12 protein-coding genes and 1 tRNA gene are annotated in these 17,293 nt (G+C 58.6%); 8 read left to right on the top strand and 5 right to left on the bottom strand.

Going from position 1 to position 17,293, the window contains the following annotated elements; all coding sequences use genetic code 11:
- Positions 1-45 precede the first annotated feature (45 nt).
- The 7 genes from FJQ55_RS00065 (at position 46) to FJQ55_RS00035 (ending at position 9,704) form a co-directional block, all read left to right on the top strand.
- A complete protein-coding gene (locus FJQ55_RS00065; protein WP_140825722.1) occupies positions 46-1,935 on the top strand; it encodes an ABC transporter ATP-binding protein in 1,890 nt (629 codons plus the stop codon).
- Positions 1,932-3,839, top strand: coding sequence for an ABC transporter substrate-binding protein (locus tag FJQ55_RS00060; RefSeq protein WP_140825721.1), 1,908 nt, complete (start codon positions 1,932-1,934; stop codon positions 3,837-3,839). Before FJQ55_RS00065 ends, FJQ55_RS00060 begins: the two co-directional genes overlap by 4 nt.
- Positions 3,839-4,837, top strand: coding sequence for an ABC transporter permease (locus FJQ55_RS00055; protein ID WP_062277742.1), 999 nt, complete (start codon positions 3,839-3,841; stop codon positions 4,835-4,837). The genes FJQ55_RS00060 and FJQ55_RS00055 overlap by 1 nt, the downstream gene beginning before the upstream one ends.
- Positions 4,834-6,000 (top strand): ABC transporter permease, encoded by a 1,167-nt coding sequence (locus FJQ55_RS00050; protein ID WP_140825720.1) that lies wholly within the window; start codon positions 4,834-4,836, stop codon positions 5,998-6,000. The genes FJQ55_RS00055 and FJQ55_RS00050 overlap by 4 nt, the downstream gene beginning before the upstream one ends.
- A gap of 69 nt (positions 6,001-6,069) precedes the next feature.
- Positions 6,070-7,272, top strand: a complete 1,203-nt coding sequence (locus FJQ55_RS00045) for a glycosyltransferase family protein (RefSeq protein WP_140825719.1) — start codon at positions 6,070-6,072, stop codon at positions 7,270-7,272.
- Between the two features lie 3 nt (positions 7,273-7,275).
- Complete coding sequence (locus tag FJQ55_RS00040) at positions 7,276-8,529, top strand: glycosyltransferase (protein WP_140825718.1); 1,254 nt, start codon at positions 7,276-7,278, stop codon at positions 8,527-8,529.
- Positions 8,526-9,704, top strand: coding sequence for a glycosyltransferase family protein (locus FJQ55_RS00035; RefSeq protein WP_140825717.1), 1,179 nt, complete (start codon positions 8,526-8,528; stop codon positions 9,702-9,704). Before FJQ55_RS00040 ends, FJQ55_RS00035 begins: the two co-directional genes overlap by 4 nt.
- Positions 9,705-9,763: 59 nt before the next feature.
- Here FJQ55_RS00035 and FJQ55_RS00030 read toward each other — a convergent pair whose 3' ends face one another.
- The 4 genes from FJQ55_RS00030 to FJQ55_RS00015 form a co-directional block, all read right to left on the bottom strand.
- Positions 9,764-11,422, bottom strand: a complete 1,659-nt coding sequence (locus tag FJQ55_RS00030; RefSeq protein ID WP_161596928.1) for an adenylate/guanylate cyclase domain-containing protein — start codon at positions 11,420-11,422, stop codon at positions 9,764-9,766.
- Between the two features lie 117 nt (positions 11,423-11,539).
- Positions 11,540-12,316: an MBL fold metallo-hydrolase gene (locus FJQ55_RS00025; RefSeq protein WP_246085105.1), complete on the bottom strand. Its 777-nt coding sequence runs from the start codon at positions 12,314-12,316 to the stop codon at positions 11,540-11,542.
- A 120-nt stretch (positions 12,317-12,436) separates the two neighbouring features.
- The gene (locus tag FJQ55_RS00020) at positions 12,437-12,895 is read right to left on the bottom strand and encodes a cyclic nucleotide-binding domain-containing protein (RefSeq protein ID WP_140825715.1); all 459 of its coding nucleotides are present in this window, start codon (positions 12,893-12,895) and stop codon (positions 12,437-12,439) included.
- A 33-nt stretch (positions 12,896-12,928) separates the two neighbouring features.
- Entirely contained in the window at positions 12,929-15,646 is a 2,718-nt protein-coding gene (locus FJQ55_RS00015) for an ABC transporter transmembrane domain-containing protein (RefSeq protein WP_140825714.1), read from the bottom strand.
- A 246-nt stretch (positions 15,647-15,892) separates the two neighbouring features.
- Here FJQ55_RS00015 and FJQ55_RS00010 point away from each other — a divergent pair, with 246 nt between their 5' ends.
- Entirely contained in the window at positions 15,893-17,083 is a 1,191-nt protein-coding gene (locus FJQ55_RS00010) for an adenylate/guanylate cyclase domain-containing protein (protein WP_140825713.1), read from the top strand.
- A 133-nt stretch (positions 17,084-17,216) separates the two neighbouring features.
- Here FJQ55_RS00010 and FJQ55_RS00005 read toward each other — a convergent pair.
- Positions 17,217-17,293 (bottom strand) — tRNA-Met (locus FJQ55_RS00005).

The raw sequence follows: 17,293 nt of genomic DNA, 5'->3' as shown, positions 1-17,293 counted from the left end.
CGTAAACTTGGACGGTTTTGGCATCCCCGGGGGCGTAATTGGTTCATGGTCGTCGGCACTGACTTGCTTTCCGTGGAGACGCTCAGTGTTTCCTTTCCACTGATTAACGGCAGCGTCGAGGCCGTACGCTCGCTTTCCATGCGGGTGGCGCCTGGGCGCGTTACCGCACTCGTGGGAGAATCGGGATCGGGCAAATCGGCGCTGGGCCGGGCGATCCTGGGCATCGAATCCGATTATGCACGGATCTCTGGAAAGGCTGTATTCAACGACCCCGCCGGCGACGGTCCGGTCGACCTTATCAGCCTGCCGCGCGACGGTCGCCGCATAAGACAGATTCGCGGTGATCGAATCGGCATGATCTTCCAGGAACCGATGACCTCGTTTTCGCCGCTGCACACCATCGGCAACCAGATCGAAGAAGTGCTCCGGATCCACTCTATGCTCTCCTCTCGTGAGCGCCGCGAGCGCTCTGAAGAGATGTTGGCGATGGTGGGCTTTCAGGACCCCACGCGGATCTTCGACATGTATCCTTTCGAGCTCTCAGGGGGGATGCGCCAGCGCGCCATGATCGCCATGGCGCTGATCGGCCGACCGGCTCTTCTGATCGCCGACGAACCAACCACGGCACTGGACGTGACGATACAGGCGCAGATCCTCAAGCTGCTCAAGGATCTGCAATCGAAACTCGGCATGGCGATCCTGCTCATTACCCATGATCTTGGCGTGGTTGCGTCCATGGCTGACGAGGTCGTGGTGATGTATCGGGGCCAGGTGATGGAATCGGGCAGCGTCGAGCAGATCTTTCGCAATCCGCAGCATGCTTATACGCGCGGGCTGATGGCGGCCGTGCCCGATTTCGACATGGCGCGTGACGAGCGACTAAAGCCCTTGCGGGAGATCAAGGTCAACGCGGGCGGGCTTTTAGGAGCCCGCACCCGTCCCGCCGCAGGCAAGTCCGACATCCTACTCTCCGTGCGCAACGTCACAAAGACTTACCAGCCCAAGGGCTCGAACGGTTTCTTCAGCAAGTTGCCCAAGCCGACACGGGCGGTGCATGACGTATCGTTCGATGTTCGGCGTGGCGAAACGCTGGGCCTGGTCGGCGAAAGCGGGTGTGGCAAGACCACGCTCAGCAAAATTCTTATGCGGGGCGTGACCCCGGACCATGGGCAGGCGATCTTTGAAAGCGCCGACGGTCCTGTCGACATTCTCAAAGCCGATGGCAAAGCCCTGCAGGATCTGCGGTCGGCTATTCAGATGGTCTTTCAGGATCCCGTCTCGTCGCTGTCTCCGCGAATGACGGTGCGAAGCATTATCGGGGAACCTCTGGAGATTCATGGCTATGGCGATTCCCGTGAACGAGTCGCCCTGTCAAAACGACTCGTGGAATCTGTCGGGCTGCCGACGTCGGCGCTCGGGCGGTATCCGCACAGTTTCTCAGGTGGGCAAAGGCAGCGTATCGGAATTGCGCGGGCACTTGCGCTTGGCCCCGACCTGCTGATTTGTGACGAACCGGTTTCCGCTCTCGATGTGTCCGTGCAGGCGCAGGTTCTCAATCTCCTGAAGGATCTTCGCGCTGAACTGGGGCTTACCTACATCTTCATCTCGCACAATCTGGCAGTTGTGAACTACATGGCCGATCGCGTGGCGGTGATGTATGCCGGCCGGATCGTCGAGATTGCCCCTTGCGACATCATCATGCGCAATCCCATCCATCCCTATACACGCAAGCTGATTGCAGCCGTGCCCTCTCCGGATCTCGATAGGCCAATCGACTTCGAGCGCGCAGGCGAGACATCCATTTCAGCAAAGGGAGCCTGGGGCAGACAGTTCCTGGACGAAGGCGACCCGAACGTGCTCACGCACATAGACCTTGGGGGCGAACATTTTGTCCTTGCCCGCAGCACCGCCGATGCACGGGAGCTCAAGGCATGATCACCCGTCGCTCGATCCTCGCTCTGATGGCGGCCTCGACGCTCGCCCGCCCCGCTTTCGCAGCCGCGATCAATGATGAACCCGAAGCACTGCGCGATGCCGTGCGTGCGGGTAAGCTGCCGCCGATGCGCGAGCGCCTGCCGCAGGTCCCGCGCGTCATCTCTCTGGAAGGGCCAGACCTTGCGCCCGGACGCACGGGCGGCAAGATCCGCATTCTGGTCGGCAACCAGCGGGACATCCGTTACATGCCGATCTACAGCTATTGTCGCCTGATTGGCTTCGACCGGGATTTCAACTTCCAGCCCGATATCCTTAGAGATTTCGAGGTGGAGCGCGACCGGATCTTCACGCTGCATCTTCGCCCCGGCCATCGTTGGTCGGATGGCAGCCCCTTCACGGCCGAGGATTTCCGTTATGTCTGGGACGATATGTTCCACAACAAGGAACTCCACAAAGGTGGCATGCCGAACGTGCTGCGTGTCGCGGACAAGGAACCGGTATTCGAAGTGCTCGACCCGGTCACAGTGCGCTACAGCTGGGACGATCCAAACCCCGACTTCCTCGCGGAACTGGCGTCGCCCGTGGCGACTCGGCTGATGCAGCCCTCTGCCTATCTGAAGCAGTTTCATCCCAGCTACCAGACGCCCGAGAAGCTTGCCGAGCTGGTCGCGCAACAGGGTGTGGAAGACTGGGTCGCGCTGCATCAGAAGATGTCGCGTTCGGCACGACCCGAAAATCCGGATCTGCCGACGCTTGATCCCTGGCGCAATACCACTCCGCCCCCTTCCGGCTACTTCGTCTTTGAACGAAATCCGTATTTCCACCGCGTCGATCAGAATGGTCAGCAGTTACCGTATGCCGACACGGTCACCCTGAGTGTCGGGTCCGGCGACCTGATCTCGGCCAAGACCGCCGCAGGGGAAAGCGATCTGCAGCTGAACAATATCGATTTCTCCGATTACACCTTTCTCAAGGGTGCGGAGGAGCGCGGGGTCATCAAGGTTGACCTGTGGAAGCGCACACAAGGCTCGCGGACCGCCCTCATCCCCAATCTCAATTGCACCGACCTAGTCTGGCGCAACGTTTTCCGCGACGTGCGGGTTCGCCGAGCCTTGTCGCTCGCGATCAACCGCGACGAGATCAACAAAGCCGTCTTCTTTGGTCTCGGCCAACCAAGCGCCAATACCGTGCTTCCCGATAGTCCCTTATTCAAGACACGTTACCGGGATGCGTGGGCGGCATTTGACCCGGACCAGGCCAACGCCCTGCTGGACGAGGTTGGTTTGAAGCGGGAAAGCCCACGGGGGCAGCGCCTCCTGCCCGACGGTCGTCTGTGCAACCTGATCATCGAAACTACGGCCGAAACGAGTTATGAGACGGACGTGCTCGAGCTCGTCACGGACTACTTCTGGCGCATCGGCTTTCGCATCTTCACCCATGTCGCGCATCGCGAACTGTTCCGCCAGCGGATCGTCAACGGCGAGACGATCATGGCGCTGTGGTGGGGACTGGATAATGGTGTGCCGACGGCCGACATGTCGCCGCGCGAATTGGCGCCCACCTCGAATGACCAGATCCAATGGCCGCTCTGGGGCTTGCACGAGCTTTCCGGCGGGGGTGACGGACGCCCGCCGGAAACCGATGAGGCACGGATGTTGCTTGATCTCTTCCACCGCTGGCGTTTGGCCGACACACTGGAAGGCCGAACTGCGATCTGGCACCAAATGCTTGAGCTCTTCACGCAGCAGGTCTTCACGATTGGAATTGTGAATTCCGTTCTGCAGCCGGTGGCGAAGAACCGCCGATTGCGGAATGTGCCAGAACAAGCTCTTTTCGGCTTCGACCCCACCTCCTATCTGGGCGTCTACATGCCGGATACCTTCTGGTTCGAAGGAGACACCTGATGTTGCGCTACATCCTTTGGCGCATCGCCATGATGGTGCCTACCCTGATCATGATCTCGATCCTTGTCTTTACGATCATCGAATTGCCACCCGGGGACTTTTTCGAAAGCCACATCGAAGAGATGCGCGCCATCGGCGAAAAAGCCGACATGGAGGAGATCGAAGATCTCAAGGCGCGCTACGGCTTCGACAAACCAGCGCCGCTCCGATACATCGACTGGGTGACCAAATTTGCGATGGGCGACTTCGGGTATTCTTTCGAATATCGCATGCCCGTCGCCGATGTGGTCGGCGATCGCGTGTGGCTGACAGTTCTCGTCTCGACCGTCACCATCACCCTGACCTGGCTGATCGCTTTTCCCATCGGGATCTATTCCGCGACACATAAATACAGTTGGGGCGACTACGGCTTCACCCTTCTTGGCTTGTTGGGCATCGCGGTGCCCAATTTTATCCTCGCTCTGGTGATGATGTATTTCGCCAATATCTGGTTCGGGACTTCCATCGGCCATCTGATGGATCCGAGCTACATCAACGAACCGATGAGCCTTGCGAAGTTCAAGTCGATCCTTGAGCATCTCTGGATCCCGGTGCTCATCATCAGCACGGCCGGAACCGCCGGCATGGTTCGCCGGGTTCGAGCGAACCTGATGGATGAACTGCACAAGCAATATGTCATGACGGCCCGGGCCAAAGGCCTCCATCCGTTTCGTACGCTGATGAAATATCCGTTCCGCATGTCGCTGAACTTCTTCATCTCCGACATCGGCTCTATCCTGCCTTCGATTATTTCGGGTGCCGAAATTACCGCGGTCGTATTGTCGCTGGAGACAACAGGGCCGATGCTCATTCGCGCCCTGCAGAATCAGGACATGTATCTTGCCGGCTCTTTCCTGATGTTCCTCGCCATCCTGACCGTCATCGGCGTCCTGGTATCCGACATCGCCCTGGCGATCCTCGATCCGCGCATTCGCCTTCAGGGGGGACGAACCAAATGAGCGAGCGGACGGCATCGGACAATATCGCGCAGCATTTCGTCTCCAGCGCCCCCTTCGATCCCTATCTCGTCGAGGTGGACAACGATCAGGCGAGCGGACATGCCTCGCAGCTCAGACTGACCTGGTGGCGCTTCCGCAGACACAAACTTGCTCTGATTTCAGGCATCCTTCTGCTTTCATCCTATCTGATGATCGTGATCGTGGAGTTCCTGGCGCCCTACAATGTCCACACCCGAAACGTGGACAACATCTATGCGCCTCCTCAAGAGGTCCGCTTCTTTCACGACGGGGCATTCATTGGTCCTTTCGTCTATGGACGCGACATGACCCTCGACATGAACACGCTGCGACGGATTTATACCGACGACGTTACGGACGTGCAGAAGCTGCGCTTTTTCTGCCGCGGCGATGCCTATCGCTTCTGGGGGATGATCGAGGGCAACGTACATCTTGTCTGCCCGGCGGAGAAGGGTGAGTTCTTCCTGCTCGGAACAGACCGGCTTGGACGGGACGTTCTTTCACGCATTCTCTATGGCGCCCGGATCTCGCTGACCATCGGTCTGCTAGGGGTCATGACGAGTTTTGCTCTCGGCATCGTGATCGGCGGATTGGCGGGTTATTGGGGAGGCTGGTTCGATCTCGCAGTCCAACGCGTGACGGAAGTTCTGCAGTCGATACCCAGCATTCCGCTCTGGCTTGCCATGGCGGCGATCATGCCGGCGGACTGGTCTCCGCTTGTTGTCTATCTGGGAATAACCTTCATTCTCGGGCTGCTCGATTGGACCGGCCTTGCCCGTGCCGTCCGCTCCAAGTTGCTCGCTCTGCGGGAAGAAGACTATGTTCTGGCAGCTCAGTTGATGGGGGCAAAAAGCCCGCGCATTATTGCACGCCACCTGGTACCGGGCTTCATGTCGCACCTGATTGCCAGTGCGACGCTGACCATTCCGGGCATGATCCTCGGCGAAACCACACTAAGCTTTCTCGGTCTCGGTCTCAGGCCCCCGATCACGAGCTGGGGGGTTTTGCTGACGGAAGCACGAACTGTGAACGTTGTTGCCCTTTACCCGTGGCTGCTTTTCCCGGTAATCCCGGTCATCGTTGTCATCCTGGCTTTCAACTTTCTGGGAGATGGCCTGAGAGATGCCGCCGATCCATATAATTGACCCAAATACACCCTGGATGAGGCACGACAGCGCCGAAAGACGTCCGCGATTTCGCAGTGAGGTTATCTGATGACGACGGGACGTTCGCGTAAAGCTCGCATCCTTATGTACAGCCACGATACGTTCGGCCTGGGACACCTGCGTCGATGCCGGACGATCGCGCATTCTCTGGTCGAAGATTATAGCAGCCTGCAGGTTCTGATCATCTCCGGCGCAACGATTGCCGGGGCGTTCGAATACCGCGCGCGTGTCGATTTCGTCAAAATCCCCAGCGTCATCAAGCTGCGCAACGGCGAATACACGTCTATGGACCAGCATATCAACGTGGCGGAAACCATCGCCATGCGCCGATCGATCATTCGCAATACGGCGGAAACGTTCGAGCCGGACATTTTCATTATCGACAAGGAACCGCTCGGCTTGCGCGGCGAGGTGGAAGATACCCTTCACTTTCTGAAGGGACGCGGCACCACGCTCGTTCTCGGTCTGAGAGAAGTCATGGACGCGCCCCACCTGCTCGACGTCGAGTGGAAGCGCAATGACACCATGCACAAGATCGGCATGCTCTATGATGATATCTGGGTCTACGGTCCTCCAGACTTCTATGATCCACTGACCGGGCTCGACGTGCCCGACAGTGTACGCGAGAAAATGAATTTTGTCGGCTTCCTGCAACGCAAGGCATCTGTCACACGTTCGTCGGAGGCTGGCGAATACCTTATTGTGACCACGGGTGGCGGTGGAGACGGCTCCGATCTGGTTCGAGACGTGATTGCTGCTTACAAGGCGGATCCGACGCTGACGATCAAGGCGATGATCGTGCTGGGGCCTTATATGCCCAACGAGCAGCGTCAGCAGTTCATGGATCATGCAGCGGACGATCCGCGCATCGAGATCATCGAGTTCGACAATCGGATGGAAGACAGGATCGCCGGCGCGCGCGCCGTCGTTGCGATGGGCGGCTACAATACCTATTGCGAGATCTTGTCATTCGACAAGCCGGCCCTGATTGTGCCTCGCACCCAGCCACGCCTGGAGCAGTTGATCCGGGCGCGTCGCGCAGCGGAGCTCGGCCTCGTCAGCATGCTGCCACCCCAGGAGGCGGCGGACAGCCAGCGATTTGCCAATGCGCTCAAGGAACTGCTGCTGCGCGATCCTCCGTCCGCGAGCCCAGCAGCTTTGCACCTCGAAGGTTTGCCGACGATCTCCAAGATCGTGGACCAGCATCTGACCGACAAGAAGAACCTGTCGCTTCTCTCCGCGCAGGGATGATCGATGATCGCGAACAGAAAAATCCTGGTGCTTCTCAAAGGGTATCCGCGTCTTTCGGAGACCTTCATCGCCCAGGAACTTCTCGGACTTGAGAAAGCAGGGTTCGAGCTCGCCCTTGTTGCGATGCGCAGGCCGACCGACAAGAAGCGCCATCCGGTTCATGATGAGATCCGCGCGAGCGTCGACTATCTGCCGGAATATCTGCACGAGGAGCCAATTCGCGTTCTGAAGGCGATCTGGCAAATCCGAACGTTCCCCGGCTTCGGCGCCGCCCTGAAGCAATTCTGGCGGGACTTCCGGCGGGACATGTCCCGTAACCGTGTCCGTCGTTTTGGGCAGGCCGCGGTTCTCGTGGCCGAGTGGCCGCAGGATGCGCAGTGGCTTCACGTCCACTTCATCCACACGCCTGCTTCCGTAGCGAGCTATGCCAGCCAGATCAGCGGCATTCCCTGGACGGTCTCGGCACACGCCAAGGATATCTGGACCTCGAAAGATTGGGACCTCGCGGAGAAACTGGAGCGGGCGGATTGGGCGGTCACCTGCACGGCGGTGGGCTACGACAAGCTCAATAGCCTCGCCGGTGGACGCGGGAACGTGAACCTGAGCTATCACGGGCTTGATCTGGAGCGTTTCCCGCATTTTGACGGTGAGCGATCACTGCGTGACGGCAAAGACCCGGCGGATCCTGTCCGCATCCTCAGCGTAGGACGGGCGGTGAAGAAGAAGGGATACGACACCGTCCTCAAAGCGCTCGCCAAGCTGCCGTCTGAGCTCAACTGGCGCTTCACGCATATCGGGGGCGGCGAGGAACTGCCCGGCCTAAAGACACTCGCAGAAGAACTTCACATCGCCGACAGGATCGTTTGGATGGGCTCGATGGATCAGCGCGACGTGCTAACGCAATACCGGCAGGCGGATCTCTTCACACTGGCCTGCCGCATCACGGCGGATGGTGACCGAGATGGTCTGCCGAATGTGCTGGTGGAGGCGGCAAGCCAACGACTGATGGCGGTGTCGACCACTGTATCCGGTATTTCAGAACTGTTTCGCGATGACGAGAATGCGCTGCTTGTGGGCCCCGACAATGCAGAGGCGCTGTCGGTCTCATTCCATAGGGCGATCACGGATCCAGCACTCCGACACCGGCTGGGGGCTGCGGCAGAGGACCGGGTCCGGCGCGATTTCGACTATCATGACAGCATCCGAGATCTCAGCCGACTGTTCCGAGCATCCTGGGCCCAGAGAAACGACGAATGACTGGATCGCATAACGCAGACCGCAGCGCGGCTGGAAAGGTCTTTTTCTACGTGCAGCACCTGCTGGGCATAGGTCACCTCGCCCGTGCCAGCCGCATATCCCGCGCCCTTGTGGAGGCCGGCTTTGACGTCACGCTGGCTACCGGCGGTGCACCTGTCGCAGGTTTCCCGGGAGAGGGCATCCGGCATGTGCAGCTGCCTGCGGTAGTTGCCTCCAACAACGGATTCTCGGCGCTCTCCGATCTCGATGGCTACCCGGTGGATGCCGCGTTCGAACAGGCACGGACAGCAAGATTGCTGGAAGCATTTCATGCGGCCCGCCCGGATGTGGTCATCCTGGAAGCGTTTCCATTCGGGCGCCGGCAGGTCCGGTTCGAACTTCTACCCCTCATTGAGGCGATCGAGGCAGCCAAACCGCGTCCGCTGCTCTTCAGCTCCATCAGGGACATCCTGCAGGAAAACCGCAAGCCGGGCCGTGACCGCGAGACTGTCGATCTGATCAGGGCGCACTTCAATGGTGTCTTAGTGCACGGTGCGCCGGAGTTCGTGCGACTGGAAGAGACCTTCGCTCTCACGCCGGAAATCGCCGATCGGGTGCACTATACTGGTCTCGTGGCCCCCCCCGCGCCGGAACCCTCTCATGACCGGTTCGACACCGTTATATCGGCAGGCGGCGGCGCCGTGGGCTCACTTCTCATCGGTGCAGCGCTTGAGGCCCGTAAGCTGCTCGACGACGGATCCTCCTGGTGCGTTATCACAGGGCCGAACCTTCCTCAGGCCGACTATGATCGTTTTGAAGCATGCGCGGGAGAAAACGTCTCCCTCTTCCGCTTCCGGCCGGACTTCCCGAACCTTCTGCCAGGGGCCAAGCTTTCGATTTCGCAGGCGGGATATAACACAGTATGCGACCTGCTCGTCGCCCGGTGCCGCGCCTTGCTCGTGCCGTTCGCAGCCGGCGGAGAGACCGAGCAGGGCGTTCGGGCCGAGAAGCTTCAGACCCTTGGTCTCGCACGTGTCGTATCGGAAGAGGGGCTCACCGGAAAAGCCATGGCAGAAGCTATCCTTGCAGCCAAGGAACTTGTGGTTCCCGAACATCTGCCGATCTCGCTCGATGGAGCGGCGGATACAGCCCGCTTCGTTCGGGCGTGCCTGGATAAGCGCCAAGATCGTCCTTGAGCTTCTGCGGTAACGCCTCACAGATGATCCGTCCGCCGAAATACGGGACACCGGCACTCTCAAAGATACCGCTGCGCCTGTTCCGGGGAGAAGAGAAGCACGGTCATTTCGAGACGCCGCCCTCTCAAGGGCAAACGCCGGGTCGTCACACCTTCGCGGGGAAGTTCTGCCAACAGCATTACAGTCTCCGACACCGCAAGGGCGACGTTGAATTGCTTGGCGGCTGTCTCAAGCCGGCTCGCCACATTGACCGTGTCGCCGATCGCCGTGAGCGAGGCACCCTTGCCATAACCGACCATGCCGAGGATTGCGGGACCGTAATGGATGCCGATTGCGACCTCCAGATCGATGCCAAATTCCTGCACCAGCTGGCTGTTCAGCTTCTGCGTCTCTGCGATGATATTGGCTGCAGCACCCAGAGCCCGGCGGCACGCATCCCTTAGGCCGTTCTCACCGATTTCGAAGATGGCCATGACCCCATCCCCTATATACTTGTCGACTCGCCCGCCGGCGGCCTCAATAGCGGGCACAAGGATTGAAAAATAGGAATTGAGCAGGAAAACGATGTCGTAGGGCAGGCGCCCTTCGGCAATGGTGGTGAAATTCCGGAGATCTGCAAACATCACGAGGACATCTTTCTCGCGACCGACCTCAAGGTTGGTCAGGCTGGAGAACTGGTCCCCACCTTCAGGGGGCTCAAGTTGCAGCGCCACATGCAGATCGAAATTCGGCCGCAACTGGCAGCTCAGCCGGGTATCGGGCGAGGCCTTGATCCGCGCCAGCGTGGCCAGTTCCAGAGCGTGTGGCGCGGGCAATGGACCTTGGCTTTCCAGAACCCTGACGCGGCATGTGGAGCAACGGCCTTTTCCGCCGCATACTGAGTAATGGTCGATATGGCCAATCCGGCTTGCCTCCAGAACGCTGGTTCCTTTGGGAACATGCACGAGTGCACCATGCGAATAGGTAATCAGGATATGCGACTCTCGGTGCCGGAAATATCGAACGGCGCGAAGCAGCAGGACCAACCCGGCTGCCCCCGCCAAGGCAAGATAGAACTGTCGTTCGATGGCTGCGATATCGGCATTTGGCGCAGCCGCAAGCCAGGTACCATGATACTCACTTGGAGGAAGCGCCAGTTCCTCAACGCCGACGGCATTCGCTGGTGGAAGCCTTTGTCCCGTAACGAGAACGCCACCCAAGGCTAGCGTCGGGACAATGATCGCAACTGCAAAGAGGATCTGGGCGTAGCGCCGGAACCAATCCCGATAGCTGAGCGCCGCGTAGAGACCCAGGCATCCGTGCACCCAAGCCATGATAGCGGCCGCCGCCATTTTCAGGCCAAGCAAGCCATTCTGCCACATGGCTCTGACCACGCCGATATAGTCGGGATCAACTCCGTTGAACACAACGGGGAGACGCGCCCATATCACGTGTTGGGCAATCAGAAGCGGCAGAGACAAACCGAAAACGACCTGTACGATCGTGGCTTGCCGCAGTCCTATCAATCGGCGGAGGTAAAGTGTTCGAAGTGCAAGGAGGAAATGGAGGGTAAGCGACCCGTAAAGCAGTATTGCACATGCAGGATTGCGCCAAATTGCTCTGAAATAGACCAAGGCCTTTTCCGCGAGTTCCTCGGAGATCAGCAGCAAAGCGTGGTTGAGAAAATGCATGGTCACGAAAGTGAACATGATCAGGCCGGTCACGATCCTCAGCCGCACTGCCGCTTTTTCACTCAGGAACGGACGCCCATGCGGCTTCGGATTCACTAAAAGTACCTTCTGGAGGGACGGGCACGTCGTAGCCTACGCCCAAAGTCAAAGAAATGTCTGCTGGTCTCAGACGCCGAAAACTTGCCCGTCTTTGACCACCTGCGCCCCGGAAAATCGTTCCGCCGCAAGCCTTGCGATCCGTGCAAGATCCTGATCGGTATGGAAGGGGGAATGATGCATCAAGCCGATAGCCTTCACATTGGCCGCCTCCGCGAGCCGGATCGCATGTTGCCATGACGAGTGGCCAAAGCCCTGATATTTCGCCATTTCCTCGTCACAGTAGGCGCTGTCGTATAGGAAGAGATCGGCACCCTCGATCAGCTTGAGAACCTTCTCGTCCAGCTCACCAGGTGTGTGTTCCGTGTCCGTGACGATCGCCACGACTCGGCCGGCATATTCGATCCGGTAACCGGTCGATCCACCCGGATGCTGCAATCGACCGGTTCGCATTGTAATTCCGGCTCCGGGTTCGAGCACATCGCCAGGCAGGAAGTCGCGGTAATGCACCTTCGCCTTGAAGATATCCGGGCCGACCGGAAAATACGGGGGACGCATGACACCTTTGATGACGTCGTGCGTCGTCATCACTCCCTCTAGATGGGCTGAAGCGATTGCAACTGTCGTATCTGGCTTATGCAGAGGAGCGAAGAAGGGCAACCCCTGAATGTGATCGTAATGACTGTGTGTGAGAAAGAGGCTGATAGTCTTCACGGCTCGGGACAAAAGGTCTACGCCGGCTGGAATTATCCCGGTCCCGGCGTCAAACAGAAGCACGTCACTCCCGCAGCAAACTTCGATACAGATTGTGTTGCCGCCGTAGAGATTATATGCCTCGCCGGCCATGGGAGTGGATCCACGTGATCCCCACACAGTGACACTGATCGGTGTCGGCCTCTCGCTCGATCCCCCAGATACGACTGCGTTCATATCGTCCCCTGGAGTCGCTTCGACCACCTGATGCAATCAGGCAAATTCGGCGCGTCCCTTGTGCTTTGCCAATTCCGAGGTGGTTGTCGTGAGGCGGGTCGCCAATACCTTCAAGACGGAGAACATCAAGCTCGGGCAATCCGCCATCATTTTCAGAAAGGTCTGCTTGTCGATCCGCAGCGTCTCAAGGGGCGTCAGTGCGCTTACGGTTGCCGTTCGATATCCGTCGCTCAGGAGGGCGATTTCGCCGACGATCGAATTTTTCTCGGCTTTAGCCACGCTGACCAGACCTCTGGGGGTTTCGACAGTTATGTCAACAGAGCCGCTTAAAATCACATAAGCCGCATCTCCAGGATCACCCTCATGAAAGAGTTCCTGGCCGGGCGTGAAGCGCACTCGATCCGAGTTGAAAGCCAAGAGCTTCAACTTGGAAGGACTGGCGGATGCAAAGAAAGGCAGTGAGCTTAAGCACCTTACCTCGTCATCAAGGACCATTTCACATCTCCATAGAGGCACCTGGCCTCGACTTCACCGAGCGATCAACTCTTTCACCACACTGTCTTCGTCAATGATCTCTTCATAGCTTCCGTTCGCTATAACATCGCCATTGTCGAATATTACGACACGTTCGAAATAAGAACATAATGTCGGGTTCGATAGAACCCAAACGATTGTGCACCCGTCGGTATTCTTTCGCAAGAAAGAGATAACATTTTGTACCAACTGGGCTTGCAAGCGCGGATTTAGCCCCGGTAGCGGCTGATTGAGGATGCAGTAATCGGCATGACGAATAACTGCTCTGGCGACATTCAGCTTTTGACGCTGCAACATCGTCAGTCTCTTTCCACCGGGGCCCAAATCGAAGCTCAAGCCTGCTTCCAGAACATCCGGATAGGCCCCGTGTTCCTTTGCCAGAGTGACCAGCTGCGATTTAATCCGCTCGTGGGAGTCTGCATAGGTTCTGCTGATCTTGCCGAAGACGATGTTGTCCAGGAGCGTAGCGGATGATTGATACTCATCCCTGTTGAAGCGGGCGATGAGCGACTGCAGTTCCCTTGGCAGATTGGCATAGAAGGCATGGCGCGCCTTGACGATCTTCGCTCTGATCTCGTCGTTCAGGATGCCGAAGCGGTAGCGGCTCTCGACATAGGCGAATGCCGTCAGGAAAAGGATGCGCCGAAGTTCCTCGTTGGTCTGATCCAGGCGTTTCCCCTCGACCTCCTTCGATACGCGGCTAAGATCCGGGATTTCCCGACCCTCCATGAAGGGAAGCTCAGGCATCAACGAATTGCTCTGCTGGTCTTCTCCGAACAACTCGACCATGGTGGACACGATCTTCCGGCCCGCGTCGAACAGCTGTTCGGAGAGCCCGTTTTCGATGAGGACCGATCGGAAATAACCGCTGGAAACGATCCTGCGCGCGGCATCGTCGCCACCAATCACGGTGCCGAAGAGAAGGTTTTCCGCTATCGTCGCTTCGCTGTTGTAGCTGTCAAAGTCGAAGGGCTCGACCAGCTGCGGCAGTTTCAGCTCGTCCAATCGGTCCCGCAATGTCTGTCGGGCTTCGACGGCGAAGCGCGCAAGCTTCTCGTTCCATTGCGGGTCGATGACGCTGCGCAGGCCGAGATCGAACACGTCATCCGTGAGCAGCACCGTATCCAGCGCTTCCAGCATCCACGCGTTTTGAGTCTCCCGGTCGGCAACCGCGTTCGAAGTGCCGCCGATCCATTCTCCGTGAATGTCGAAGTCGACATTGCCTGCCAGTCGCGCTTCCTTGATTTCCCAGCGGCGGACCGTGGCAGCCTTCCCGCCGCGCTCGAACGGGCGCAGGGGTGCGTGCTTGAGGCCATAGAGCAGATTGTCCCTCAGGCTGCCGTGGAAGAAGTAGGTTTCTGCGGAGACATAGCTGATGCGCCGGCCGCTGACCGATTCCGGCAGATCGAGGAGATTAGTATCCCCGACCGATATGCGTCCGGCTGCGGGACGCACGGCGCGCCCGAGTGCCTCGGCGACGGCGACTGCCGCCGTACCATTAACGTCGAGAAAGGCCACCACCTCACCGGCACCGAGCTCCAGCGAAACGTCATGCACAAGGCGTCCGCCACTGTCGTCGTGCACCGCGAGATTGGTAATGGCAATGGTTCCGGGAAGGGCAGGAGGGTGACCTTCATAGACTGCCTGAACCTCTTCGGGCAGAATGGCATCGGACTGGAACTGCTCGACAACCTGTTCGAATTTCACCTGCACGTCTTGGCGCCCCTGATCCCAGTCGATCAGGTCCTTCAACGGACCGGGCAGGTCCTTGTAGGCGTTGATGACAGCCACAAGCTGGCCTACGTCCAACGTGCCCTTGAGCGTCAGGTAACCGCCGATCGAATAAAACAGGAAGGGTGTCACCTGGGCGAGGAAGTTGTTGATGAACTTCACCATGAACTTCCACTGGTAGAGATCGTAGCGGATGGCGAAGATCTCGCCCAGCCGATGCGCCATGTCCGCCCGCTCGTAGTTCGAGGTGTCATAGGCGTGGATGGTGGAGATGCCTTCAACCATTTCCCCGACGCGCCCCGCGAGCCGGCGTGCCGTAAGCTGCCGCTCGCGCCCGAGGCGGATCAGCCGGCGGCGCATACGCGGAATGATCCCGAGCTGGAGCATCGCCATGAAGACCGCTATCATGCCGAGCCAAAGACTTTGGGCGAGAATGAAGCCGAGAGCGGCCACGATCTGCCCGCCCAGCATGGCAGGCGCGACGAATGCATCGCCGGCATAGCCCCCGAGCGGCTCCACCTCGTCCTTGATCATCGTGGCGACTTCGCTGCTTTTCGTCCGCTTGAAATAATTGGGCGGGAAGCGTAGCACCCGGTCAATCAGCTGGAATCGAATACGGCGCAGCAGGCGCTCTCCCAACCTCCCCTTGTAGGTGTTGATGACGTATTTGAAGCCATTGTTAATGATCACGAGGGCGAGAAATTCGAGACTGAGCGCCATCAGCATCGACAGCCGATTTAGCGGGTAACCAGCGTAAAGCTCAACCCGTCCCACGAGAGGCATATCGAAGCCCACTTCGAAGAAGGGTTGCACCGCATCCGGCGCGGCGAAGCCATCGCCCTGAATGGGGCCGTTGATGATTTGTTTTGGCAGATCCAGGGAGAAGAAGTAGGGGATCATCGACAGAGCGACGATCACGAGGATAACGACTTGCTGGCGCCAGGTATGCTTCCAGATGTAGCGGGGGAGACTTTTTTCCATAAAGAAGCTGTACCTGAGAGGAACGCGACCTCGATTTTAAAGGTGGCACCGTGCATTGTCAAAAGACGCTGGGCAGGACTGCGTCGAGGAACTTCGGCGTGGTTGGGGCTTGAGTGAAGGCCGTGAAGACGACACAGTCACTCACTCTACATGGGCGTTCCGGCAACTTATCGCCGGTGAACGCTATTGCATGGCGGCGCCTATGGCGAGTCGTGTTTCTAGAAACGCTCAGTAAATGGTTACGTCATGTTAGATCAACAAGCGCCGATCGGCGAGCCGGCCCTGGCAAGGGCATTGCGGGAATGGATGCTCAATGAAACCTATCAAGAGAGGTTCATCGATAACATTTTCGTCGAGCTGTGCGAGCGCTTGAACCTTGCGGCTGTGCCAGTCGCGCGCGCCACTTTGCACTTTCGCATCAACAACCCGCAATGGCTCGGCGCCCGGATCGAATGGCTGCCCGGGCTGCGGGAAGCCCGCATCACGACATTCGAATACGGCACCGAGCAGTCTCCCGTTTTTCTGTCGAGCCCGATGTTCGAACTGACCGCGGGGGCCGAAGAGGTGCGCCAGAACCTGCTCGTGGACAATCCAGCGCGACCTTATCCTCTTTTTGAAGAGCTGCGAAACGAGGGATTGACCGATTACGTCGCCTGGCCGCTGCAGCACACGCTGCAGAAACGGCATGTGGTGACTTTCGCGACCGCCGAGTCGGACGGCTTTAGCGATCACGATATCGCAGTCCTTCGGGGGCTGGTTCCAATCCTCGCCCTCGTCAGCGAAGTCCGTATCAAGAATGCTTTGGCACGCACACTGCTTCAGACCTATGTCGGACCGCATGCTAGTGAAGAAATTCTGGCCGGGGCGACCACCCGCGGGAGTGGCGTGACGCTGTCGGCCGCCGTGCTGATCTTCGACATCCGGGGCTTTACCGCGATCACCAACGCCTGGCCACGCGACGACGTGATCGAGTTGCTGAATGCCTATTTCGACGCGATTGCCGAGCCGATCGACCGTAATGGTGGCGAGATCCTCAAGTTCATGGGAGACGGGCTGCTTGCCGTTTTTCCGCTGGAGAAAAAGGATGCTCTTGCAAACACTTTTCAGGCGGTGTTGGAGGCGCGCTTCGCCCTCTCTTCGCTCAACGATCGCAATACCGCCCTCGGACGACCTTCGGTCGAATGCGGCGTGGGCGTTCATGTCGGTGACGTGATGTACGGAAACATCGGCTCGAAGCGCCGCCTCGATTTCACCGTCATCGGCCCGGCCGTCAACATCGCGTCCCGGCTCGAATCCCTGACAAAGACCGTTCACCATCCGGTTCTTTTCTCGGAAGACTTCGTTTCTATGGCGCATATCGAACAGTTCGTGGAGAACCTTGGGGCATACGAACTGCGGGGAGTGGATGAGCCCATGAAAGTCTTTGCGCTCAGATGAGCAGCGCAAGAGGAGGTGAGGTGTATTCGATGGACTTTGTTTCTCTCGCGGGAGAAACGCAAAGAGCTCCTGGCGGCTTACGCGGAGGAGCTTCGAAGTGTGTCGTGCAATTGGGAGTGTATTGAAGATTGTTTGGTTGCGGGGGCAGGATTTGAACCTGCGGCCTTCAGGTTATGAGCCTGACGAGCTACCGGGCTGCTCCACCCCGCG

Origin of the sequence: Rhizobium glycinendophyticum (genome assembly GCF_006443685.1) — a bacterium.
Taxonomy (GTDB): domain Bacteria; phylum Pseudomonadota; class Alphaproteobacteria; order Rhizobiales; family Rhizobiaceae; genus Allorhizobium; species Allorhizobium glycinendophyticum.
Note: the sequence above shows the minus strand (reverse complement) of the source record. Positions and strands in the feature narration are given on the sequence as shown.

Bases quoted from the DNA above. Each gene is read 5' to 3' on its own strand.
- FJQ55_RS00065 (WP_140825722.1), top strand. From the start codon at position 46: ATGGTCGTCGGCACTGACTTGCTTTCCGTGGAGACGCTCAGTGTTTCC.
- FJQ55_RS00060 (WP_140825721.1), top strand. From the start codon at position 1,932: ATGATCACCCGTCGCTCGATCCTCGCTCTGATGGCGGCCTCGACGCTC.
- FJQ55_RS00055 (WP_062277742.1), top strand. From the start codon at position 3,839: ATGTTGCGCTACATCCTTTGGCGCATCGCCATGATGGTGCCTACCCTG.
- FJQ55_RS00050 (WP_140825720.1), top strand. From the start codon at position 4,834: ATGAGCGAGCGGACGGCATCGGACAATATCGCGCAGCATTTCGTCTCC.
- FJQ55_RS00045 (WP_140825719.1), top strand. From the start codon at position 6,070: ATGACGACGGGACGTTCGCGTAAAGCTCGCATCCTTATGTACAGCCAC.
- FJQ55_RS00040 (WP_140825718.1), top strand. From the start codon at position 7,276: ATGATCGCGAACAGAAAAATCCTGGTGCTTCTCAAAGGGTATCCGCGT.
- FJQ55_RS00035 (WP_140825717.1), top strand. From the start codon at position 8,526: ATGACTGGATCGCATAACGCAGACCGCAGCGCGGCTGGAAAGGTCTTT.
- FJQ55_RS00025 (WP_246085105.1), bottom strand. From the start codon at position 12,316: ATGGCCGGCGAGGCATATAATCTCTACGGCGGCAACACAATCTGTATC.
- FJQ55_RS00020 (WP_140825715.1), bottom strand. From the start codon at position 12,895: ATGGTCCTTGATGACGAGGTAAGGTGCTTAAGCTCACTGCCTTTCTTT.
- FJQ55_RS00015 (WP_140825714.1), bottom strand. From the start codon at position 15,646: ATGGAAAAAAGTCTCCCCCGCTACATCTGGAAGCATACCTGGCGCCAG.
- FJQ55_RS00010 (WP_140825713.1), top strand. From the start codon at position 15,893: ATGTTAGATCAACAAGCGCCGATCGGCGAGCCGGCCCTGGCAAGGGCA.